The following is a 22,269-nucleotide window of genomic DNA, read 5'->3' as shown; positions in this document are numbered from 1 at the left end:
CTGACCTTGCCCGTTCTTCCAACCCCGGAGTGATGCAGTGACGAATCCGTTGGTCGCTGAGCGACAGGACTCGACGCAGGCGTTCAGCGGTGTGCCGATCCTGGAGTCGGTGAACGACACGAAGCAGGCCATCGAGAGCGGTGACTGGGCTTCCGGTGTGCTCGGCGTGGCGGGCACAGCGATGGACGCGGTCAGCATGGCGATGGACCCCTTCGGCTCGATCCTCGCCGCCGGGGTCGGCTGGCTCATGGAGCACATCGGCCCGTTGTCCGACGCGCTTGACGCCCTGACCGGCGACGCCGATGAGATCAAGGCCCACTCGGAAACCTGGCAGAACATCGCCACCGAACTGGGCGAGATCAACATCGAGATGGCCAACCTGGTCAACAGCGACACCGCCGGTTGGACCGGCGAGGCCGCGGATGCTTACCGGGCGCGCAGCGAGGACACGGCGAAGCTCATCGAAGCCGCCCAGAAAGCGGCCGAAGGCGCCTCGGGCGGGATCAGCACCGCGGGCGAGGTCGTCGCGACGGTTCGAACCCTCGTCCGCGACATCATCGCCGAACTCGTCGGCCGCCTGATCTCCTGGGCGCTGCAGGTCCTGGCCACGCTGGGCATCGCGATGGCCTGGGTGGTGCCGCAGGTGGTCGCGGCGGTGGCGAAGACCGTGGCCAAGATCGCCGATATCACCACCAAACTGATCAAGGCGATGAAGGCGCTGTCGCCGTTGCTGAAGAAGCTCGGCACCTCCTTCGGCGACGCCAAGAAGGCCCTGAACAAGATCAAGTCCAATGACGGGAAGGCCGAAGGCCCGAATAGCCCGGCCCCGACCAAGCCGTCGTCCGCCGACGGTCCGAGGACGAGGTCATCCCCGGACAACGGTCCGGCCTCGACCAAGCCGTCGTCCGACGACGGTTCGACGTCGAAGCCCACGCCCGAGGGCGGTCCGGCGCCGACCAAGCCATCCGGCGCCGGACCGGGCAGCGGCGCGCCCGATACGCCGACGAAGCCGAGCGATCCCGATGGCGGCAGCTCCCCGACGACGCCGTCGAACAGCAAACCGAACGGCTCCGGCAACAAGCCGGGCAATCCCAGGGACCGTTCGATTCCGGGGGAGGACATCTGCACCGGCGGCTCCGAACCGGTCGACCTGGCCACCGGTCACGTGGTGATGACCGAGATCGACCTGGAAATCCAAGGCCCGCTGAGCCTGGTGCTGAAGCGGATGTACATCTCGTCGTACCGCGCGGGGCGGTGGTTCGGTCCGTCGTGGACCTCGACGCTGGACCAGCGGTTGGAGGTCGACTCGGAGAACGTCTGCTACTTCTCCCCGGACGGCATGATCCTGGTCTACCCACTGCCGCCAGCGGATTCCGAGGTGCTGCCGATCGAAGGACCGCGGTGGCCGTTGAGCGTGCGGGACGGCGGCGGTTACAGCCTGGAAAAGCCGCAGCAGGAGGAGATCCTGCACTTCGGTCCGCTGGGCGAGCGCGACCGGGTCCTGCCGTTGCTGGCGGTCGAGGACGCCGGCGGTCGCCGGATCGACATCGAGCACCACCGGTTCGGGCCGCCCAAGGCGATTCGGCATTCCGACGGGTACCGGGTGGAGATCGACAGCGCCCGGGAACGGGTCACGGCCGTTCGCGTGGTCGACCGCGAAAACGATCTCAACGTGCTGGTGATGCGGTACGGCTATGACGACCGGGGACGCCTGAGCGAGGTGGTCAACTCCTCGGGCAAGGCGCTGTTGTTCCAGTACGACAGCGCGGGCAGGCTGACGGAGTGGCAGGACCGCAACGGGTTCTGGTTCCGCTACATCTACGACGAGCACGGCCGCTGCGTCCGGACGGTGGGCGACAAGGGCTTCTTCGACTCCACCTTCGCTTACGACGGGTCGATCACCCGGTACACCGATTCCCTGGGCGGTATCAAAGAGTTCGAGTTCAATGACGCGAAGCAGCTCGTGCGGGAGTCCGATGCGCTCGGCAACACCACGCTGTCGACGTGGGATCGCTACGACCGGTTGCTCTACCGGACCGATCCGCTGGGCCGGACCACGTACTACCAGTACGACAGCCTGGGCAAGCCGAGGTGGATCGCGCGCCCGGACGGAAGCACCGTCCAGCTGTACCTCGCCGACGACGGCACCGTCGAATCGATCGAGGTGAAGGGTGATGAACGCGCCTGGACCCGTGCCTACGACGACGAGGCGCTGGACCCGTTCAGCGGAAAGGTGGGCGTAGCACCGCAACTCAGCGTCGAAAGCATCCGATCTGGACGTGCCGAGACCGCCGAACCGGAACTCAACGAGCCCGACCCCCGGCTGCTGGACCTGTTCGGACGCCCCCGGGAGACGACGACGCCGGCTGGCGGGCGGATCCAGCTCGGCTGGACCGTGGAAGGCCGTCGTTCCTGGCGCGTCGACTCGCTGGGCAACAGGGTGCAATGGGGCTACGACCCCGAGGGCAACCAGATCGCGCAGACCGACGAGATGGGCGGAGTGACCGCCACCGAGTACGGCCCGTTCGAGGTCGAGCTGGCCAGCGTCGACCAGACCGGGGCACGCACCACGCGAACCTACGACACCGAGCGGAGGCTGACCTCCGTCACGAATCCGCAGGGCCAGACCTGGCGCTACGTCTACGACCTCGCGGGCCGGGTGATCGAGGAACACGATTTCGACGGCCGGGTGCTGCGCTACGTCTACGACCTGGCGGGACAGCTCGTGCGCTCGGTCAACGGTGTGGGCGAGGAGACCGAATACGTCTACGACGCGCTCGGCAACCTGATCGAGTGGCGGGCTCCCTCGGGCGTCACCAAGTACGCCTTTTCACCCGTCGGCCACCTGATCCGGGCGACCAACGACGACGCCGTCGTCGAGTTCGAGCGGGACGACCAGGGGCGGATCACCGCGGAGACCATCAACGGCCGGTCGGTCACGTTCGACTACGACAGCCAACATGGCGTGATCCGGCGGCAGACGCCGTCCGGGGTGACCAGTTCCTGGAACTACGACGCCGCGGGCCGGCCGACCGGCCTGTCCTTCGCCGGGCATTCGCTGAACTTCGGCTACGACGCCGCCGGTCAGCAGATCAACCGTTCGGTCGACGGCGCGGTGACCCTGGTGCAGTCGTACGACGGCGAGCAGCGGCTCACCTCGCAGGTGGTTGCGGGACGCTCGGGCCAGCACGTGCTGCGGCGACGGTTCCGCTACCGACCCGACGGCAAGCTGATCGGTACCGACGACGGGCTCTCCGGGAGCATTCGCTACCAGATCGACCCGTCCGGCCGGGTGGTCGAAGTCATTGCACCGGACCGGCGGGAGAGCTACCGGTACGACGGTTCGGGGAACGTCGTCGCGTCGAACGGCCTCAACGATGCTGAGACCGGTCCACGGCGCTATGCGGGCAACAGGCTGATCGCCGCCGGGGCGGTCGCCTTCCAGCACGACGCGCAGGGCAGGCTGGTCGTCCGCGCCGACAACGCTGGCCGGAATTGGCGTTATGCGTGGGATTCCTACGACCGGCTGGTCGCTGTGACGACCCCGGAGGGCGTCGTCTGGCGGTACCGGTACGACCCGGTCGGCCGGCGGATCGCCAAGCAGCGACTCACTCCCGACATGTCCGCGGTGGCCGAGCAGACCGACTTCACCTGGGACGGCGGGACGCTGATCGAGCAGGTGCACACCGATGCCAACGGCCGCCGCACGGTGACGACCTGGGCGCATCATCCGGACGATGACGCACCCGTCGCCCAGCTCGAGCGCGGCGCGGGTGCGCCGGAGCGGTTCCACTCGGTCATCACCGACCCGGTGGGGACGACGACCGATCTGGTCGATCCCAGCGGAATGCTCACCTGGCACGGCCGAAACAGCCTGTGGGGCAGGGAACTGCCCGCGCAGCCGACCGCCGCCGGCACGCCGCTGCGGTTCCCCGGCCAGTACGCCGACCTCGAAACCGGTCTGAACTACAACGTCTACCGCTACTACAACCCGGCCACCGGTCGTTACCTCAGCCAGGACCCGCTGGGACTCGCCCCGGCCCCGAACCCCGTCGCCTACGTCAGCAACCCGCACAGCGCCAAGGACCCGCTGGGGCTGATGCCGAAGCCTAAGAAGGGCGGCGGGAAGAACACGCAGGGCCAGCAGGGGCAGGACGCCACCGCGGGGTCGAAGGACAAGACCGGGCGCAAGCACGGGGCACCGAACACGCCGGAGACCGGGAACAACGGGCAAGGCCCTTCGAACCAGGGCGGCAGCAACACGGACCAGCCGGAGCCTAAGGCGCTCAAGCAGAAGCCCGTGGGGACGTACGACGTGAACGGCAAGAAATACAACGTCGAGGTCGAAGCCCACCAGAACAAGCACCAGACCACGAACATCACCGGGATGGACAACAAGGACGTCAAGTCCGCGGGTGCCAACAAGTTCCCGGAGAACATCGGCGATCAGGCGCACAAGGACTACTTCGGCAAGAACGCCGCGGAGATCGCGGACCTCAAACGCCAGGAGAAGTTGGAGGCTTACAAGGACGGGGGCACCGCCGACGCTCGCTTCGAGGCGAAGCGGGAGCGGGATCAGGCCTGGCACGACCTCCGGTCGGGCGAGAAGTCCTACGCCGAGTACAAGGCTGCGAACGACCGCTACCAGGAAGCCGCGAAGAAGGACGACGCGGCGTACAAGAATCTTGAGAAAATCAGCCACGACGGCTTCAGGCGCCCGGACGGATCGATCTACGAGGGCGCCAATCCGGCGCAGAGCGTCGATGGTGTCCGCTACCAGGTGTCGGGCGACTTCAGCGGCGGTTCCAACGACGTGGCCTACCACTGCTACCCGGGCACCAAAAAGCAGTCGGTTTGGGACGACCAGTACGGTGACATGTTCAAGAAGTTCTAGTCGTCCGCTGCTGAGCCCGGGGGCCGATCAGGAGCCGAGGAGCGTGGCCAGGCGGGGCGAGTAGGCGTGGTCGAGCACCAGCGACGCCGCGCCTACCGCTCCGGCGTCTTCGCCGATCAGCGCAGTCTCCACCCGCACCGGGCGCACCTCCGGCGCCCACACCTGCGCCTCGACGACCTTCGCCACCCGCGCCCGCACCAGCTCCGCCACGTGCCGCAGCGCGGGTCCGCCGAGCACCACGCGGTCGACGTCCAACACGCTCACCACCGACGCCAACGCCTGGCCCAACCGGGTCGCCGCCACGCGCAGCACCCGACCGGCCGTGGCATCGCCCTCCGCCGCCAGTCGGCACAGCCGCTCGTACGCCGCCGCGGCCGGTTCCCCGTCGGGCTCCGCCCGGCTCGCAGCCCGCCAGTCGGCGACGATCGCGCGCATCGAGCAGTACGCCTCCAGGCATCCTCTTCTGCCGCAATGGCATTCGCGCCCGCCGCCGCTGTGCACGTGGCCGATCTCGCCGGCGTTGTTGCTGATCCCGCGATGCACCTGATCGTCCAGCACCACGCCGACGCCCACCCCGGAACCCAGGTAGACGTACACGAACGACCCAGCGCGGTCCGCCCGCCCGGCCCATCGCTCGCCGATCGCCGCCGCCGTCGCGTCGTTGTCCATCACCACCGGCTGCCCGGCCCGCTCCTCGACGATGTCGGCCAGCGGAACCTCCGCCCAGCCGGCCAGGTTCGGTGGCGCCAGGACCCGGCGGTTCGCCGCGTCCAGCGGGCCGGGCACCGCGAGCCCGACGCCGAGCACCCGGCCGTCGGCGATGCCGGAACGTCGCACCAGCTGGTGGAAGGTGCGGGCCAGTGCGGCCCCGACCGCCGCGGGCGAGGCGTCGGCGGGCACGCGGCGGCGGCTGCGCATCCGCACCCCGCCGGCCATGTCCAGCAGGACACCGGTGATCCGTTCCGGATCGAGGTGCAGGCCCACCGCCGAGTACGCGTCCGGCACCACCTTCAGCAGCACCCGGCGTTTGCCGCCCGTGGAAGGCGCGTGCCCGTTCTCGGTGACCAGCCCGTCGTCGATCAGCGCGCGCACGATGTTGGACATCGTCTGCGCGGTCAGCCCGGTGCGCTGCGCTAGTTCGACGCGGCTGACTTCACCTTGCTGGCGGATCGCGTCGAGCACCACCGCGCGGTTGAATCCACCCACCCGCGGCAGATTCGTGCCCTGCCAGGACGCTTTCGCCATCGGCGCTCCTCACCCGGGGACGGCAAGATCGTTGACTTGTTCCATCGAATGGAATTATCTTGCCCAGAGTGTGATCCGGATCTCAGGTCGGGCGCAACCACCGCCGGCTGGGCACCACGCACTACCGGCCCGCGCTGCCGGAGTACCCGAAGGTGTCCGAGCAGATCCAGCAGTCGGTGCTCGACGTGCGGTGATGGTGCCGGTGTACAGCATGTTCGTGCGGCTGGAGCTGATCGACTCGATGTTCTAGGCCGGCCGCGATTTCCGCATTGCTCGAACCCCGGGCAACCGCCACCGCCACCTCACGTTCCCGGGCGGTCAGCTGGTCCACTTTGGACTTCGCGGCGTGCGCGGCGGTGCCACCTGCGAGGGTGTGCACCGCGGCGACCAGTTCGTGCGGCCGGGTGTCCTTGAGCAGGAACCCGGCCGCGCCGCTCTGCAACGCCTCGTGCACGTACTCGTCCACGTCGAACGTGGTTAGCACGGCCACGGCAGGCGGATCGGGGAGAGTGGTAACGCGCTTGGTGACTTCCAGGCCGCCGACGCCCGGCATCTGGATGTCGGTGAGCACGACGTGCGGGCGGTACCGGGAGACGAGATCCACGACGTTCGAACCGTCTTCGGCCTCGGCCACGACCTCGATGCCCGGGTCCGACTCGAGGATCATCCGGATCCCGCTGCGCACCAGATCTTCATCGTCGAACAGGGCCACTTTGACGCTCACCGGTCACCACCGTCCGCAGATAGGGGAAATCCACCGGGACAACGGTAGACCGGCCGCCGCACGGGCGGGACCCTGCAGCCACCACTCGAAACGACCGCACCTCCGCTCGATGGCCTCCGACGCCAAGTGCCGGAAGAGCGCCGGCCCAAACGCCGTTGTTACGAGCGGCTTCCGAGATCGTAGAGATTCTCCAAGTGCAGCGTGGGGCGCCCCATCGCGGGTGCTGTAGGCCAACTGGAGGAGCGCGATTCCAACGGGCTTGTCGTGGCCGGTTGCAACCACGGCTTCGGGAAACATCGAGCGTCTCAACGGAAATTCCGGACAACGGATCAATGCTTGATGGCTCCCGCCAGGTTGAAGGCGCCGCCGAGAGTTCGGCCGGCGATCAGGTACAGGGCGGTCACCGCGGCCGTGTAGAGGCTCGAGTACGCCGCCAGCTGGCCGTAGGCGATCACACTGCCATGCCGGGCACGATCAGCGGCAGCACGACCGAGCGCAGCGCCTGCATCGCCGACGCGCCGTCCACCCACGCCGCCTCTTCGAGGCTGATCGGGACACCGTCCATGAAGTTCTTGGTCATCCAGATCGCGATCGGCAACGAGGTCGCGGCCAGGAACAGGGTGGTGCCAACCCAACGGCGCGGGCAAGTCGACGACGATGCGGCTCATGCTCGGGCTCGACCGTGGCGAAGGCAGCGTCACGTTCGGCGGCCGGACCTACCAGGAGCTGCCGAATCCGGTGCGCACCGTGGGTGTGCTGCTCGACGCACGGGCCGTCCACCCGGGCCGGTCGGCGCAGCAGCACCTGCGGGTGATCGCGTCCGGGGCCGGGATTCCCGAGCAGCGCGTCCGGGAGGTGCTGTCCGCGGTCGGGCTCGACGAGGTGCGTTCCCGCCGGGTCGGCGGGTTCAGCCTCGGAATGCAGCAGCGCCTCGGCATCGCCGCGGCGCTGCTCGGCGACCCGGAGTACGTGATCCTCGACGAGCCGACCAACGGGCTCGACCCCGAGGGCGTGCGCTGGATACGCCGGCTGCTGCGCGGCCTGGCCGACGAGGGCCGGACCGTATTCGTTTCCTCGCACTTGCTGTCCGAGATGGCGCAGCTCGCCGACGATCTCGTGGTCATTGGCGAGGGCAGGTTGATCGCGGCCGAACCGGTGCGGAACTTCATCGACGCGCACACCCGCACCCATGTGGTCGTCCGCACCACGCAGGCCGAGCGGTTCCGGGAGTGGCTGCACCAGGCGGGTTTGCGGATGCTGCACGAGGAAGCCGACGCGCTCGTCGTCGACAGCGCCGACGCGGACGCGGTCAGCGCGGCTGCCCGGCGCGCGAACGTGCCGATCCGGGAGCTGCACACCCGCCGCAGCAGTCTCGAAGACGCGTTCCTGCACGCCACCGCAAACGCCACGACTTACCGGGGAGAAGCAGCATGAGTAGCCCAGGCTTCCACTCAACCGCACCTCAGGGGACCGTGACGCAAACCAGCCACAAGAAACCCCGAAACGCGAGATCTGCGCTGGACGCAACCACCACTGTGAATCGCGGAGAGGCGTTCGACAAGGTGCTCTCGGTCGCCTGGGTCTTCGGCGCGTTCATCGCGGCGCTGGGGGTCAACGCCTTCGGAACGGAGTACCGGTACGGCACGATCACCACGACCTTGCTCACAGTGCGCCCCCGGGCGAGCGTGCTGCTCGCGAAGATGATCACGGTCGCGGTGGCCGCGATCGTCACCGAAGCTGTGGTGCTCGCGGCGTCCTGGCTGGCGAACGTCCGGCTCACCATGCCCGATCCCGTTCCGGACGTGCCGCCCGTCGTGGGGCGCACCGCGTACCGCGTGGTGCAGGAAGCCCTCACCAACGCCGCCAAACACGCCCCGCACGCTGCGGTGCAGGTCACGGTGAGCGAGGACGGGGACGACCTCACCTTGACCGTGACGAACCGGCGCAGCCCTCGCGCGCCCGCCGTCGCGCTGCCGAGCTCCGGGTTCGGCCTGATCGGCATGCGCGAACGGGTCGCCCTGACCGGCGGCAAGCTCCACACCGGCCGCACCGATGACGGTGGCTACCGCGTGCACGCGGTCCTCCCGCGCCAGCCGGAAATCGACGAAGAGCTCCGCGCGACGTGACCGACGACCGAAATCGGAGGTTCGATTTCAATGGTCTCGTGCCAGGGCGGCGGCGATCTCGCGCGAAATCGCCGCCGCTGGACGCGCTACCGCCCCCGCGGGCCTTTGGAGACGCCTTGCAGTCATCGCAGTTGTGGCCTCCTCCGGATCGGAATCGTGTCCCGGTGAATACGGTCGGTCTCACCGGCTTCCGACTGCTCGTCGACCTCGTGGTCCTCCCTGCGCAGCGAAACGAACACCGCAGCGACCGCGATCAGGGACAACGCCAACATGGCCAGATCAGCCATGACACACCCCCTAGTATCGGCGCGCCGTTTTCGGCGGTAATCACTGGGACGCTGCCAGTGTCCGCCGGGTTGCTGATCGTTTGGAACCCCGGATCTGCTCCCCCGAGCTGCGTAGATCCACCAGGGCCCGAAAACGAAAACGGCGTTTCCCCGAAAGAACTTCAGCTCTCTTGGGGAAACGCCGCACGAATGCGCACAGGTTGGCGGAGCTCCGCGCCGGACGGGCGGACTCGAAGCTTCCCACGTCGCTTCGGCAAGTCCACCCGTCCGGGGTCGCTCGGTCAGTGACCGAGACGCTGTTTCAAGGCCTCCAGCTCATCGTGCATGGAGCTCGGCAACGAGTCGCCGATGGTGCCGAACCACTCCTCGATGAGCGGCAGCTCCGCCTTCCACTCCTCGACGTCGACGTTCAGCGCCTCGTCGACGTCGGCCTTCGGCGTGTCCAGCCCGCTCAGGTCCAGCTCGTCGGCCGTCGGCACCCGCCCGATCGCGGTGTCGGCGGCGGCCGCGTTGCCCTCCAGCCGGTCCACGATCCACTTGAGCACGCGCGAGTTCTCCCCGAAGCCGGGCCACAGGAAGCGCTTGTCCTCACCGCGGCGGAACCAGTTCACGTAGAAGATCCGCGGCAGCTTGGTGGCGTCGGCGGACTTGCCGACGTTCACCCAGTGCTGGAAGTAGTCGCCGACGTTGTAGCCGATGAACGGCAGCATCGCCATCGGGTCGCGCCGCACGTCGCCGACCTTGCCGGCCGCCGCAGCGGTCTTCTCCGACGAGAGGGTGGCGCCCATGAACACGCCGTGCTGCCAGTCGAAGGCCTCGTTCACCAGCGGAACGGTCGTCTTGCGGCGACCGCCGAAGAGGATCGCCGAGATCGGCACGCCCTTCGGGTCGTCCCACTCCGGCGCCAGGATCGGGCACTGCGACATCGGCGTGCAGTACCGCGAGTTCGGGTGCGCGGCGTTCTCCCCGTTGTCCGGGGTCCAGTCGCGGCCCTTCCAGTCGGTGAGGTGCTGCGGCTCGCCCTCCATGTCCTCCCACCAGACGTCGGCGTCGTCGGTGAGGGCCACGTTGGTGAACAGCGAGTTGCCCTGCTCGATGGTGCGCATCGCGTTCGGGTTGGTCTTCCAGTTGGTGCCCGGCGCGACGCCGAAGAACCCGGCCTCCGGGTTCACCGCGTAGAGCCGGCCGTCCTCGCCGAATCGCATCCACGCGATGTCGTCACCGAGGGTCTCGACCCGCCAGCCCGGGATGGTGGGCTGCAGCATCGCGAGGTTGGTCTTGCCGCAGGCCGACGGGAACGCGGCCGCGACGTAGTAGACCTTCTCCTCCGGCGAGATCAGCTTCAGGATCAGCATGTGCTCGGCCAGCCAGCCCTCGTCGCGGGCCATCGCCGAGGCGATCCGCAGCGAGTAGCACTTCTTGCCCAGCAGCGCGTTGCCGCCGTAGCCGGAGCCGAAGCTCCAGATCATCCGCTCCTCGGGGAAGTGGGTGATGTACTTGATGTCGTTGCACGGCCACGGCACGTCCTGCTGCTCCGGCTCCAGCGGCGCGCCTACCGAGTGCAGCGCGGGTACGAAGTCGCCCTCGGTGCCCAGCCGCTCCAGGACCTTCGCGCCCATCCGGGTCATGATGTGCATCGACACCACGACGTACTCGGAGTCGGTGATCTCGACGCCCAGTTTCGGCGGCTCGGCGTCCAGCGGTCCCATGCAGAACGGGATCACGTACATCGTGCGACCACGCATGCAGCCCCGGTAGAGCTCCGTCATGGTCGCCTTCATCTCGTTGGGGTCCATCCAGTTGTTGGTGACCCCGGCGTCTTTCTCCTCGACGGAGCAGATGAAGGTCCGCTCCTCGACGCGCGCCACGTCCGAGGGGTCCGAAGCCGCGTAGAACGAGTTCGGCTTCTTCTCCAGGCGGGTGAAGGTGCCGGCCTCGACGAGGCGGTCGGTCATCCGCTGCCATTCCTGCTGCGAACCGTCGCACCACACCACCTGGTCGGGGGTGGTCAGCTCGGCGACCTCGCGCACCCACGACAACAGGCGCTCGTGCGTGGTCGGTGCCTGGTCGAGACCTGGGATGGTCAATGCGGTCATCGCGTCGTGTCTCCTGACTGGGCGCCACAGCCCGGATTTGCCGACGGGGTCGTCGGCCTTTGCAGGGAAAGCTTCGCCCGCCCCGAAGACCGGGCGAAGTGAAAAAGGGATGCACCGAGGCTAACGGCGGAATGGCCGCTGAATGGAGATCAGCGTTGTTCGTTCTCTCACAAGAACGATAAGGGAATCGATTCAGAAGCGATCTTGGAAGTGGTCCGGACGAAAATCTCGCCGCCTGGGGATCGCTGCGTCCCAGAATTTCCGGCGAACCGGACGGTTGCGCGAACGGCGGGTTACGCGCGGGCGTCGCCCGAATGGCGGTTGTTCGGCGCTGCGGGCGAAGAAAACCCCGCCCGACGGCCTGGAGCAGGCGCATCGGGCGGGGAAAAGATTTGCGGTCTAGAGGTCAGACCCAGGCGTCGTCGGAGTCCGCTTTGCCGGCCGCGGCCCCACCGCGCTGGCCCTGCTGGTCGCCGTGCGCCCCGGTGTCGACGGTGGCCGCGTGCGGCTGGGCGGTTTCATCGAAGGTCCAGGCCGCGTCGTCGGTCGCGCCGGTCGCGGGGTTCGGGGCGTACTGCCCCTCGTCGCTAATCTTGCCGTGCTCGACCACGGTCCACTGGCCGTCGCCGGTGTGGTGCGAGATCGTCACATCGCCGGTCTGGCTGATCTCCACCACCTGGTCGGCCGATCCGTCGCCGTCGACGTCGGTGACCAGCATGGTGCCGCCGGTTTCGGTCTCCACGACCGCGGTGTCGGCGATCCCGTCCTGGTTGGTGTCCTCGGTGGCCGGGCCGACCTGCATGTCGCCCTGCGGCGTGTCGATGACCATCGACCGGCCATGCTCCTGGTCCTGCGGGTCGGCGCCGCCGGGGTGCTGCTGCGGGGCCTCGCCGGTCCAGTGGCCGGTGCCGGCGTCGTAGCGGGCCTGCCCGACCACCTCGCCGTCGGCGTTGATCGTCTGCATCACGTCGGCCTGACCGTCGGCGTCGTCGTCGATGTAGGCGACGAAGCCGTCGTCGGTCATCACCGCGACGGTGTCGTCGATGCCGTCGCCATCGAAGTCGTAGTTGGCCTCGGCGGTGTACTCCTCGCCCTCGACGGTGACCTTGATGTCGCCGTCTCCCGCGCCTTGCTCCTCGATGTACACGTCCGCAACCTCTCAGCCGCCGATCATCTGCAACGCCTAGGACGCAGGGTAGAGGCCAAGGGTTCCGGGGATGAAGGGCCTGATCTTTTCCACATCGCGATCGCAAGACCCCAGAGGGCGTTGGATCGGTGCAGCGCAGTGCCCGTGAGCGGTTTCGGGTGCCATAGCGCCCACAACCGTTCACGGTCCCTGACCCCGCTTTGCCCGCACCAGCTTTGCCCGCACCCGCTTTGCCCGCACCCGCTTTGCCCGCACCCGCGCAGCAGCGCGGTCCTGCTGGGCTGCCGGCCGTTGGCGTCTTCGTCGGATGCCGGGATCGCGAGCAGGTCGAGCGTCACGGCATGGCCGTGGTGCCGCGGAAGTCCTGCGTGCCCGTCACCAGGGAGACGTTCCGCAACGACGAGTGGGCGTGCAGGTAGCCCAGTTCGCGGGAGAGGTCGCCGGCGTTGTTGGTCCCGATGTTGGTCGTGATATTCAAAGTGGACAGAACGCCCACCGCCCGGCCCGTGGCATCCAGGACGGCACTGCCGGAATCGCCCGGGATGCCCGGCGTGGAGGTGCGGATGGTGTGGCTCCAACCGCCGCCGCTGTCGCCCAGGGACGTGCCCTGCTTGGCGTTCAGCTCGCTGGTTTCGGCCCGCAGCTTCGAATTGCCGTAGGTCACGACCACGTCGCCCTGCTGCAGTCCCGAGGTGTTCAGGCCGTTGGGGCCACCCCAGACCGGCATGCTCGGGTTGACCTTCCCGACGTCGGCCGGATCGAGTTCGACCAGCGCGAGATCGTTGTAGGCGCAGGCGTTGGCATCCTTCTCCTTGATCGCCTGCATGCTCACCCATGAGCTGTAGGCGAGCACCCCGGGCTTGCTCGCCCCGCTGACCTGGACCTGGGTGCCGATGGGCAGCGACTCCGAGGTGCAGCCGTTGGTCTGGGTGGCATCGCCCTTCGCGGCGCAGTGCGCGGCCTGCCCGATGTACACCTTCGACCCGCCCTGGAACACGAAATTGGCGGTGCACTGCGCGGAGTTGGTCACGGTCTGCACCCCGGGATGCACGGCCGCGCTGGATGCCGCGGCCCAGGAATGTCCTGCCGCGGCAGCCCCGGTGGCAAGTCCGGCAGCCGCCAGCGCGGCGACGCCGACCAACGAGACCACCAGCCCGAAACGAGTCCTCATGAGCACGGCCTCCTCCCGGTGCTGCGGAAGGCCCGAGCGCCGCGAAACCCGGTATCAACGCGCCCTGACCGCTACCTGATACCACACCCCGCGACCTGCGGCGATGCCGATCAGGACCGGCCGAAGCCCCAGGCAGACCAACCGCCCCAGCGGTTTCGTTTCACACCGGGCACCCGGGTGGTGTTCAGCCGGCGGTGCGGATTTCGGCGATCCGGTTTTCCAGGGCCGCGCCGAGTTCTGCTGGTCCTAGTGGGGCGAGGACGAGTTCTGGGCCGAGGCCTTGGCGGTGTTGTTGGGTCAGGCCGTAGCGGCCGTCCGGTTCGAAGGCGTCGAACCACTTCAGCACTTGGGAGCGGTGCGTGCGGCCCAGCCGGTCGCGGAGGTTCGCGGTGAACTGGCCGTCGCGGAAGTGGCTTTCCTCGGTCATCGCGCGCAGCGTCGTGGCCGCCGGGGCGGCTCGCTTCGGGCCGGCGGACTGCATCATGCCGAGGCTTTCGAAGCTTTCGTCGGCGTTGTCGCGCGGTGTGAGATCGGCGACCGGAACCGCCAGGCGCGGGCGTTTCCCGGGCGGGGACGGCGGCATGCCCTGGACTGCCGCGGCGCCGACCGAGGTCCGCGGATGCACGGAGATCCGCAGGTCACCCCCGTGCTGTTCGGATTCGCCCGGGTCCTGGACGAGTAGCACCGCGCCTTCCTCGGTGGCCACTGCCAGCAGCCGGGTCGGAGATTGGTTGGTGCCGTCAGGCATCCAGAGCCCTTCGATCCACAGGCCCGGCTTGGCGAGCTGGGCGAGCGACTGAGCCAAGCGCGGGGCGAGACCGTCACCGGCAAGCAGGCCGGCGGCTTGCAGCTCGGGCAGCGCCCGCTGGCGGAGCACGGCGCGCTCTTCGAGCGTCGCGCCGTGCGAGCGCACCGCGATGGGGAACGGGTATTCGTCGAATCTCCCGATTTCCCAGCACAAGTCGAACCACAGCGGTGGCAGCAGCCATCGCTCGGACACGTGTTACCCCCGGTTGGTGTTATTCGCCGAAGACGGGCGGTGCCGTCCTCGGCATGTCGTCGAGCCAGATGTCGTCTTGTTCTTCCAGCCAGCTCGGCCGCTCGTGCTCCTGGTCCTCGCTGCCCTTGCCGCGCTGACCGGCACCCGCGCCCGCTCCGCCACCGGCCGCACCGCGACCACCGGCGGCACCGGCGGCACCCGAGCCGGCACCCGAGCCGGCGCCCGCTGCGGCACCGAGTCCGCCGGCACCGGCCCGGCCACCCGCGCCCATGCCGGGACCGCCGGCACCCGGCCGGCCACCAGCGCCCAAACCTGCTGCTCCGCAGCCGCCTGCACCCATGCCACCGGCACCGCGACCGCCCAGGCCGGGGCCGCCCGCGCCGCCACCGCCGGGCGGCATGGCGCCGATGAAGCCGCCGCCGGGCGGTTGGGCGCCGGGCGGAGTGGGCGCCAGGCCGGGGCCCGGCGTCATTGGAGTGGGCGGATTCGCCCACTGGAAGCCGCTTTGCGCGAGCGGGCGATAACCGTCACCGATGCCACGCGGGTCCACACTGGACGGATCCGGTTCGCTCGGGATGTTCGGCGTGCTGCCGGTTCTCGTGCCGGTTCGGCCGGTGCTGGTCGGGGTGTTGCTGGAAATGCTCTGCGTGTCGCGGCCCTGGTCGGGCGGTGGCGGAGGATTCAGTGGGTCGACCGGCGGCGGGAACGTCGGGGTGCTGGAGTCCACGGCGGTGTAGCCGGGGGTGTAGACGTTCTGCACGATCTGCCGAGCCTGCTTGTCGGCCTCGGCCCGCTCCCGCATCTGCGCCCCGGCGTCCATGATCCCGCCAGCGGGGCTGAGCACGGTCGCGATGTGTGCGGGTGCCGTTGTAGTGCTCGGGCGGCTGCAGCTGTGCCTTAATTTGCCCGGCGGCGACCCCAGCTTCCTGGATCTTCAGGCCGGTCCCACGCACGGAGTCGCCGAACTGCTGGCCCCAGTCCTGCAAGGGCTTGCGACCCGGCGTCGATCGGCCAGCACGAAAGCAATCTGCTGGCGCATCCGCTGCTGCTCCTGAGCCCGCGTCTCGCCACCGGTCACACCGGCCCAGAGGTCGGAGGCGGAGCCCCCTAACTCCCTAACCCCATCGGTGAACCAGTTCCCCATACCGTCCCCCTCGACCAGTCTTATTTCGGCAACTCCGGCTCAACAACCTGCGCGATCTCCATCGCCTTCGCGCAGGTGGCGTCGTCGCTCTGGATCTTGTCGGCGCTGTAGGTGACCTGAACTGAAACCGAGCCGCTGCCAGCCTCGATGACCTGGCTGCAGATGCCCTGCCCAACCGAGCCAGCGCTGATCATCTTGATGCCCTGCCGCGATCCGACTTGCTTAGGCGCTTCCTTGCCGCAGGATCAGGCGCTCGGAGTCTGACCTTGCCTTGCGAACGGCATCGGCCTTCTCCTTGTAAACCTGCGCAACCGCCTCGGCCGCCTCTGGGTCCATGACGAGCTGGCCGTTGTCGACCGCTGCGCGCAGCCCGTCCGCCTGTCCGGCCAGTGCGCTCGCTCCGGCGGCTAAGCCTTCCATCCCCGTGGTCAACGCAGCTCCCCTCCACGTTCGCGATCACCGCTGATTACACGGTGGCGTGATCACGAACGCAGAGAGTACAAGAGCCAGGTCCCGGCCCGGACAACATACGTGAAACGTCTCCGCGAAACGCCCGGATGGCCCAATTCACCAGCGGCGAGCCCGCAACCCCGAGACGAACGCCACCCATTGCCGCCGGGGGAACATCAGCGCAGCCCCATCCCGGTCCTTCGTATCCCGAACCCCGACGACCTGCGGCGCCAAGGCCACCTCAATGCAGTCACCTTCTGCGCCGCTGTATGAGGACTTCGACCAGCCAACTTCGACGCAGTCGCCTTGAACGCCGCTGTAGCTGGACTTCCGCCAGCCGCATAACTCGGTGGTCATCGCGCCTCGCTTTCGTACCTCTTCATGTGCCGTTCGAGTATCTCGCGTGAAGCGGCCGAATCCGAGGCCTGATTTGACAGGTGCTCCAGTGCGTCCCAGAACAGTTTCACATCTTCCGGCTCGTCAACGAATGCACCTGAGCTGCGCCCTTCCATGTAGACGACGGGGCGAGACTTGACGAACTCGTAGATCACGAAGGTGCCGCTGAGACCTGCGTGCGCACCGAGTTCGAGCGGGAGGATCCGGATCGTCACGTTCGGCTCTTCACTCGCGGCGACGACCTGGCGGAGCTGATCGGCCATCACTCGCGGGCCGCCAACTGGTCGCAGCAGTGCCGTCTCATCGATGAACGAATTCAGGGTGATTGGGTCTCGCTTGCTCAGAATCCCTTGCCGGGCTTGGCGAATCGCAACGTATTCTTCCAGGTCATCTGCCGGAAGTCCGCCAGCTTCCATGATCTGCCGTGTGTAGGGCCGCGTCTGCAGAAGTCCTGGGACCATGTTGAGCGCCACGTGGGTGATCCGGGTAGCCCGTTGCTCCGCGTCGATAAGCCCGGTCAACTGGCTGGGCAGATCCCGCCCGAGTTCCCACCATGCCGGTTCGCGGATGTCGCGCGCCATCTTCAGCAGGCGTTCGCGATCTCCGCCTTTCATGCCGAGGACGTCGAGGATCGCTTCGACGTTCTGCACCAGGATTCCGCGCCGCGCAGTCTCGATCCGGCTGATCTTTGCTTCGGACCAGCCCAGCACGCGAGCAAGCTCCCGCGCGGTCAAGCCCGCCGCGCTGCGGGCGGCTCGAAGTTCCTTCGCCAGAGCGTGTGCTCGTGGGGTGTCCGACATGGGCACAGCTTACGAGCGACCGACCACCCGTTTGACCTCGCTCTTTCGTGTAGTCGATCAGTTTGCCCGATCTCGGGCAAACTTGCCTCAACGTCCTGCACGATCGGTCCGAAGTGGACTCGTTTCGGGAGGACACCTGCATGCGTTGCTGGCGCACCCTCACCACCCGCCTGTGATCACCCGGGGAGGGCGCAATTTCGCGAGAAATTGACCGTCACCCGGGTGAACGTCAATTTCTCGCGAAATTGACACCCCTCGCCCAACCGAAGGAGAACCACCGATGTTCTGGATTCAGCTCAGCACGTTCGTCCTGTTCAACCTGCTGATCCTCGCCATGCTCGCCACCCAGTTGCCCGCGAGAACCATCGCGTTCTCGACCGGCCAGCACGCCGGAGGCGGCGAAGGCGCCTACACGGTCTGGCACCTCATAGCCGACATCGAAGCCGAAACCCGCGCCAAGGCCGAAGAACACCGGGTGGAACAAAAACATCCCCCCATACCACCGGGATTCCCACCACAGATCCCGACGAGCCCACCGGGCGGCACCACCTGCGTGCCTGAACGCTCGTGAGTGATCCTTCCGGTTCTTACCGGAACAACCACTCACGAGACCTGACCTCACCCAGCCGGGCCGGTGCGGTGTCCTCCCCGACCTCCGCCGCATCGGCCCTTCCCCGGTGACCGGGCGCGAACGCCCCCTCCCCACGCGCCCGGTCACCGGCACCCCGGCAATCCAGCTTCAGACCCGGCGGGTTCGTTCGGATCAGGCCGCCGTGTCGCGGAGGTTGCGGATGCTGGCGAGGAGGTTCTCCGCGCGCTCCCGTCCGGTGGTCGCTTCGGTGAGGCGGCGGTTGACCGTCTGGAGTTGGCGGCTGCGTTCCGCGGCGTCCATCTTCAGGGCCTTGTCCACCTCCCGCAGCTCCCCCTCGATCGCCTCGATTCGCCTGGTCAGGGCGTCGTCGAGGGCCAGCGACAGCTGCTGCTCCGCCTCGATCAGCTGCTCCGCGACCAGCTGGTCCAGCGCCGAGCGGGCATCCGCGATGGCCTCGGTCAGCCACTGCTTCAGGTGCTGCTTGTCGGCCGCGTGCTTGCGGGTCCGCGCCATCCACCAGCCCGCCCCGAGGCCGAGCACGATCGTCACCGGCAGCACCACCGGGTTCAACGCCGCGATCCCCAAGCCCGCCAACGGCATCGCCGCCGCGCGGCCGACGCCGAGCCCGCCGGAGACGCCCATGAACACCAGGAGCTTGTCCTCGGCGGTCGGTGGGCGCTTGTCCGGTGGGCGCAACGCGATCGGCGCCTGCAACCCGCGCGCGAACTGCGAGCGGATCACGTCGAGCTCCTCGGCGGAGAACAGCTCCTTCAACGACTGCTCGGCGACCGTGGCCAGCCGCGCGGACAGCATGGCCGCGACCCGGCTCGACGCCATCTGCAACGCCACGTCGACCTGCCGCGGCAGCTCGGCGAGCTGGTTGCGGTCGGCGCCGTCGATCGCTCGCCGGAACCAGTTCTGCCCCTCCCGCACCTGGCGGGTCACCTCGTGGCTGGTCTCGACGCGGGTGCGCTGGATCTCGCCGCGCAGCTTGACCTGCCAGCCGCGGGTCGACGAGCGCCGCGCGGTGGTCAGCTCGTCGCGCCGCGCGCGCAGCGACTCCGCCTCGTCCTCGCCGACGGTCAGCGCGCGCTTCTCCGCCTGCAACCGCGCGGCCAGCTCACCGAGCACAGTGGACAGCGCGCGCATCGTGTTGGCCTCGCCTAGCATCGCGGACCGGCCGCCGATCAGTCGTTCCAGCTCGGTGCGCAGCTCGGTGATGCCGGACTTCTCGCGCAGCATTTCCGCGGCCCGCTCGCTGGGTGCCTTCGCGGCGAGTTCCTGCATCCGCGCGGACACCGGGAAGATCGGCACGTCGGCGAACCGCGGCGCGTGCTCCACCAGTAGCTTCCGGTCGGCTTCCAGGACCTGCCGCCAGCCGCGGTGCTGGTCGGTCTTGGCCAGCGCGAACACCACGGTCTCGACGCGCTCGGCGACCTTCTGCAGGAACTCCAGCTCGCCCCGGGTGAACGGGGCCGACGCGTCGACGACGAACAGCAGCGCCGTCGCCGACGCTGCCGCCTCCATCGCCAGCTCGCCGTGCAGGGCGTCCAGCCCGCCGACGCCGGGGGTGTCGACCACGGTCACCCGGGCCAGCGTCTCGATCGGCGCGGTGATCTGCACGTAGCGCGGCGGCAGCTGCCCCTCGGGCAGGTCGCGGCCGGCGCCCGCCCAGCTCGGCAGCTGCACCAGATCGAACGGCACCGGCTCCTGCTGGCCGGGGTAGCAGGCGTGCGCCGCCCACTGCTCGCCGTGCGTGAACTGCAGGTACGTGGCGGTGGCCACATCGGCGTCCACAGGGGACAGACCGGGATGCCCGAGCAGGGCGTTGACCAGTGAGCTCTTGCCTCGGTTGGTCTCCCCGACCACCACGACGCTGGGCGTCTTCGGGCGGCCGCGCCGGACCTGCTCGACCCACTCGGCGGCGCTCGGGTCGGCTTCCCGCAGCACCGCGTGCAGCTTCTCCCTGGCCTGCTTGACCTGCTGCGGCAGGGTCGCGGCGACCGCGACGCCCGGTGCAGTCGGCGTCATGTCCGCCCCGCTCCTCTCGATACCTGCCTGGACCGCGCTCGAACTCGGGAATTGTCCCGTACCGCGATGATCACCGGAAGGCGGATCACTGCGCCCGGAGCTGGTAGACGGTCACCACCGGGGCGCGCAGCACGCGGTCCCGGTCGGCGAAGCCGAGCACCTCGGTCTCGGCGATCAACCCGTCCAGCTCCGGATCGTCGGTCGGCGTCGTGCCGCCCGCCTCGTGGTGCGCCGGGTCGAAACGGGTACCGTCCGGGCGGAGCGCCGAGACGCCGATCCCGCGCAGGCCCTCGGAGAGCCGCTCCACCACTCCCGCGCTGCGGGCCCGGTCCATCGCGTACATGCACAGCTGGATCAGCGTTGCTCGTTCGGCCAGCGCCTTCTCGAGCGGGTCTATGCCGATATCGCTGGTCACGGCGGTCATGTCGGTCCCCAACCCTGCGTCGACGTCCGGGGCAACGGCCGTGCCCTCACCCGGATCGGACGCCCCTGGCACGCCACCGGTTCCACTTTCGGGTGAACTCTTGCGTCGCCAGCCCCGCACCGCCATCACCCGGACCGCAGCTGCTGCCAGATCAGGAAGTACGCCCGGTGCACCACGTGCGCGATGCGGCTCTGCGCGGGCGTGGCGCCGAACGACGAGAACGAGCGCCACCAGTTCGCCCGCTCCAGTGCGTAGTCGGCCAGCTCGTTGCGGTGCCGCCCCGGCAGGCCGAGCTGCTCGCCGGCGTCGTTGCTGCTGCCGACCCGCATCACTTCTTCGGCCAGGTCCGCCGGCATCGCCACCGCCCCCGCCGCGACCAGCGTCAATGCCTCCAGCACCCGCAGCTGATGCGCCTCCGGCTTGGCCAGCAGCACCTCGATCGCGTCGTGCACCCGCTGCCGCTCGCCCTGATCGCCGGCGGCGTGCGCGAGCGCGGTCACCGAGGCAAGCGCCGCAGCGGCCTTGATGCCGTCGGCCCGCGCCCGGAACACCGAGTCCAGCCGGTTCAGCACCGAAGCCAGCCCGGAGGAGTCCAGCAGCCGCCGCCGCAGCGCGCCCGCGGTGATCTCAGGTTCGGCGTCGATCGCAGCCAGCGCGCACCGGATCCCGTAGAGGTCCATCCGCTCCAGCAGCCGGCTGCGGGTGCCGGCGGGCACGTCGCATTCCCAGCTGGTGAACAGGTCCGCAGACATCAGCAGGGTTTCGCGGGTCGCCTCGTCCAGCTGGGCCAGGCCGCGCAGCGCCTCCGCGTCGGCGGCGGTGAACCCGCCGGATTCGGCGGTCTCCGCGAGCAGGCCGATCACCGGCAGCACGTCGGCGACCTTGGGCTTGAGCAGCTGCGCCTGCTTCCCGGCGAGCAGCGAGGCGGCCTTCCACACCTCGCCGTCGGAGTCCTCGACGGAGCTCGGCTCGATTGTGTCGGCCTTGTTCAGCACCGCGATCGCGTTGACCGGCCCTGCTTCCCGGCTGGCGGTGGCGGCGGTGAACGCGGCCAGCGCCAGCTCGTCGTCGGCGCGGACGCCCTGCGTCACCACGTAGAGGACGGCTTCGGCCCCGGCGACCGCGTTGCGCGACACCGGGTCCAGCTCGGAGTCCTCCTCGCCTTCTTCTTCCTTGCGGGTGCCCAGCAGCTCTTCGGTGCGCGCCACGGATGCGGCGTCCAGCGAGCCGAGCCCGGGGGTGTCGATCACGGTCAGTTCGCGCAGCACCGCGTTGGTCAGGTAGGCCTCCAGGTGCGAGACCTCGTCGATGTTCACGCCCAGGTCGGCGGGGATGCCGCCGTCGGCGTCGAACGGCACGGCCTGCTTCTTGCCGTCGTGGAAGATGACCTCGACGCGGTCCACCGTGCCGTACTGGAAGCGGGTGACCAGCCGGGTGCATTCGCCGACGTCGGTGGGCGCTACCCGGCGCCCGATCAGCGCGTTGACCAGTGTGGACTTGCCGGACTTGATCCGCCCCGCGACGGCCACCTGCAGCGGCGCGGACAGCCTGCGCAGCACCTCGGCGAAGCCGGCCGCGGTCCGCTCGGAAACCTGCGGCCGCAACCCGGTGCACAGCCGGGCGACCGCCGCCGATAGCGGGCCGGGCCAGTGCTGCTGCTCGGTTGCCGTACTCAACGCCGACCTTTCCTGGGTGTGCGAGTCGCTGCGCGCTACATCCTGCCACGCAGATCTGATTGGTCG

At 68.7% G+C, this 22,269-nt stretch carries 20 protein-coding genes and 1 pseudogene; 4 read left to right on the top strand and 17 right to left on the bottom strand.

From position 1 onward, the window contains the following. The first annotated feature begins 37 nt into the window (after positions 1-37). On the top strand, positions 38-4,894 hold the full coding sequence (locus tag FDZ84_RS11440) for a DUF6531 domain-containing protein (RefSeq protein ID WP_210435520.1): 4,857 nt from the start codon (positions 38-40) through the stop codon (positions 4,892-4,894). A gap of 27 nt (positions 4,895-4,921) precedes the next feature. Here FDZ84_RS11440 and FDZ84_RS11435 read toward each other — a convergent pair whose 3' ends face one another. The 4 genes from FDZ84_RS11435 to FDZ84_RS38785 form a co-directional block, all read right to left on the bottom strand. Continuing rightward, entirely contained in the window at positions 4,922-6,139 is a 1,218-nt protein-coding gene (locus tag FDZ84_RS11435) for an ROK family transcriptional regulator (protein WP_168585872.1), read from the bottom strand. 121 nt (positions 6,140-6,260) lie between these two features. Continuing rightward, entirely contained in the window at positions 6,261-6,863 is a 603-nt protein-coding gene (locus FDZ84_RS11430; protein ID WP_168585871.1) for a response regulator transcription factor, read from the bottom strand. Positions 6,864-7,192: 329 nt separating this feature from the next. Next, on the bottom strand, positions 7,193-7,318 hold the full coding sequence (locus tag FDZ84_RS39975; RefSeq protein ID WP_256413679.1) for a hypothetical protein: 126 nt from the start codon (positions 7,316-7,318) through the stop codon (positions 7,193-7,195). Further along, positions 7,315-7,443 (bottom strand): ABC transporter permease subunit, encoded by a 129-nt coding sequence (locus FDZ84_RS38785; RefSeq protein ID WP_246868941.1) that lies wholly within the window; start codon positions 7,441-7,443, stop codon positions 7,315-7,317. Before FDZ84_RS38785 ends, FDZ84_RS39975 begins: the two co-directional genes overlap by 4 nt. 62 nt (positions 7,444-7,505) lie before the next feature. On the opposite strand from FDZ84_RS38785, the pseudogene FDZ84_RS11420 reads away from it, so the two are divergent. Together FDZ84_RS11420 and FDZ84_RS11415 are read left to right on the top strand one after the other, a co-directional pair. Then, positions 7,506-8,297 (top strand): annotated as a pseudogene (locus FDZ84_RS11420) (ATP-binding cassette domain-containing protein); the annotation flags it as partial. 101 nt (positions 8,298-8,398) lie between these two features. After that, the gene (locus tag FDZ84_RS11415; RefSeq protein WP_168585869.1) at positions 8,399-8,989 is read left to right on the top strand and encodes an ATP-binding protein; all 591 of its coding nucleotides are present in this window, start codon (positions 8,399-8,401) and stop codon (positions 8,987-8,989) included. A 122-nt stretch (positions 8,990-9,111) separates the two neighbouring features. Here the strand turns inward: FDZ84_RS11415 and FDZ84_RS11410 are convergent, their stop codons facing one another. The 10 genes from FDZ84_RS11410 to FDZ84_RS11365 form a co-directional block, all read right to left on the bottom strand. Then, complete coding sequence (locus tag FDZ84_RS11410; RefSeq protein ID WP_168585868.1) at positions 9,112-9,276, bottom strand: hypothetical protein; 165 nt, start codon at positions 9,274-9,276, stop codon at positions 9,112-9,114. A 281-nt stretch (positions 9,277-9,557) separates the two neighbouring features. After that, the gene (locus FDZ84_RS11405; RefSeq protein ID WP_168585867.1) at positions 9,558-11,372 is read right to left on the bottom strand and encodes a phosphoenolpyruvate carboxykinase (GTP); all 1,815 of its coding nucleotides are present in this window, start codon (positions 11,370-11,372) and stop codon (positions 9,558-9,560) included. A gap of 406 nt (positions 11,373-11,778) precedes the next feature. Continuing rightward, positions 11,779-12,519: a DUF6802 family protein gene (locus FDZ84_RS11400; protein WP_168585866.1), complete on the bottom strand. Its 741-nt coding sequence runs from the start codon at positions 12,517-12,519 to the stop codon at positions 11,779-11,781. A gap of 334 nt (positions 12,520-12,853) precedes the next feature. Next, the gene (locus FDZ84_RS11395; protein ID WP_168585865.1) at positions 12,854-13,690 is read right to left on the bottom strand and encodes a trypsin-like peptidase domain-containing protein; all 837 of its coding nucleotides are present in this window, start codon (positions 13,688-13,690) and stop codon (positions 12,854-12,856) included. A 184-nt stretch (positions 13,691-13,874) separates the two neighbouring features. Beyond that, positions 13,875-14,690, bottom strand: coding sequence for an ESX secretion-associated protein EspG (locus FDZ84_RS11390; RefSeq protein ID WP_168585864.1), 816 nt, complete (start codon positions 14,688-14,690; stop codon positions 13,875-13,877). A 19-nt stretch (positions 14,691-14,709) separates the two neighbouring features. Further along, positions 14,710-15,534, bottom strand: a complete 825-nt coding sequence (locus tag FDZ84_RS37730; RefSeq protein WP_210435519.1) for a hypothetical protein — start codon at positions 15,532-15,534, stop codon at positions 14,710-14,712. 320 nt (positions 15,535-15,854) lie between these two features. Further along, entirely contained in the window at positions 15,855-16,028 is a 174-nt protein-coding gene (locus tag FDZ84_RS11380; RefSeq protein WP_210435518.1) for a hypothetical protein, read from the bottom strand. 28 nt (positions 16,029-16,056) lie between these two features. Next, positions 16,057-16,266, bottom strand: coding sequence for a hypothetical protein (locus FDZ84_RS11375; protein WP_168585863.1), 210 nt, complete (start codon positions 16,264-16,266; stop codon positions 16,057-16,059). A 135-nt stretch (positions 16,267-16,401) separates the two neighbouring features. Continuing rightward, the gene (locus FDZ84_RS11370) at positions 16,402-16,641 is read right to left on the bottom strand and encodes a DUF397 domain-containing protein (RefSeq protein ID WP_168585862.1); all 240 of its coding nucleotides are present in this window, start codon (positions 16,639-16,641) and stop codon (positions 16,402-16,404) included. Next, positions 16,638-17,480 carry a helix-turn-helix transcriptional regulator gene (locus FDZ84_RS11365; protein WP_168585861.1) on the bottom strand — a complete coding sequence of 281 codons (843 nt, stop codon included), beginning with the start codon at positions 17,478-17,480 and terminating at the stop codon, positions 16,638-16,640. Before FDZ84_RS11365 ends, FDZ84_RS11370 begins: the two co-directional genes overlap by 4 nt. Positions 17,481-17,760: 280 nt before the next feature. Between FDZ84_RS11365 and FDZ84_RS11360 the strand changes: the two genes are divergently transcribed. Beyond that, positions 17,761-18,051 carry a hypothetical protein gene (locus tag FDZ84_RS11360; RefSeq protein ID WP_246868939.1) on the top strand — a complete coding sequence of 97 codons (291 nt, stop codon included), beginning with the start codon at positions 17,761-17,763 and terminating at the stop codon, positions 18,049-18,051. A 192-nt stretch (positions 18,052-18,243) separates the two neighbouring features. Here FDZ84_RS11360 and FDZ84_RS11355 read toward each other — a convergent pair whose 3' ends face one another. The 3 genes from FDZ84_RS11355 to FDZ84_RS11345 form a co-directional block, all read right to left on the bottom strand. Continuing rightward, complete coding sequence (locus FDZ84_RS11355) at positions 18,244-20,103, bottom strand: dynamin family protein (RefSeq protein WP_168585860.1); 1,860 nt, start codon at positions 20,101-20,103, stop codon at positions 18,244-18,246. An 85-nt stretch (positions 20,104-20,188) separates the two neighbouring features. Further along, on the bottom strand, positions 20,189-20,653 hold the full coding sequence (grpE, locus tag FDZ84_RS11350) for a nucleotide exchange factor GrpE (RefSeq protein ID WP_210435517.1): 465 nt from the start codon (positions 20,651-20,653) through the stop codon (positions 20,189-20,191). Next, positions 20,653-22,203 carry a dynamin family protein gene (locus tag FDZ84_RS11345; RefSeq protein ID WP_168585859.1) on the bottom strand — a complete coding sequence of 517 codons (1,551 nt, stop codon included), beginning with the start codon at positions 22,201-22,203 and terminating at the stop codon, positions 20,653-20,655. Before FDZ84_RS11345 ends, grpE begins: the two co-directional genes overlap by 1 nt. Between the last annotated feature and the right edge of the window lie 66 nt (positions 22,204-22,269).

The sequence above is a fragment of the Saccharopolyspora sp. ASAGF58 genome, from assembly GCF_012277335.1.
GTDB lineage: Bacteria > Actinomycetota > Actinomycetes > Mycobacteriales > Pseudonocardiaceae > Saccharopolyspora > Saccharopolyspora hattusasensis.
This window is presented reverse-complemented; position numbering and strand designations above follow the sequence as displayed.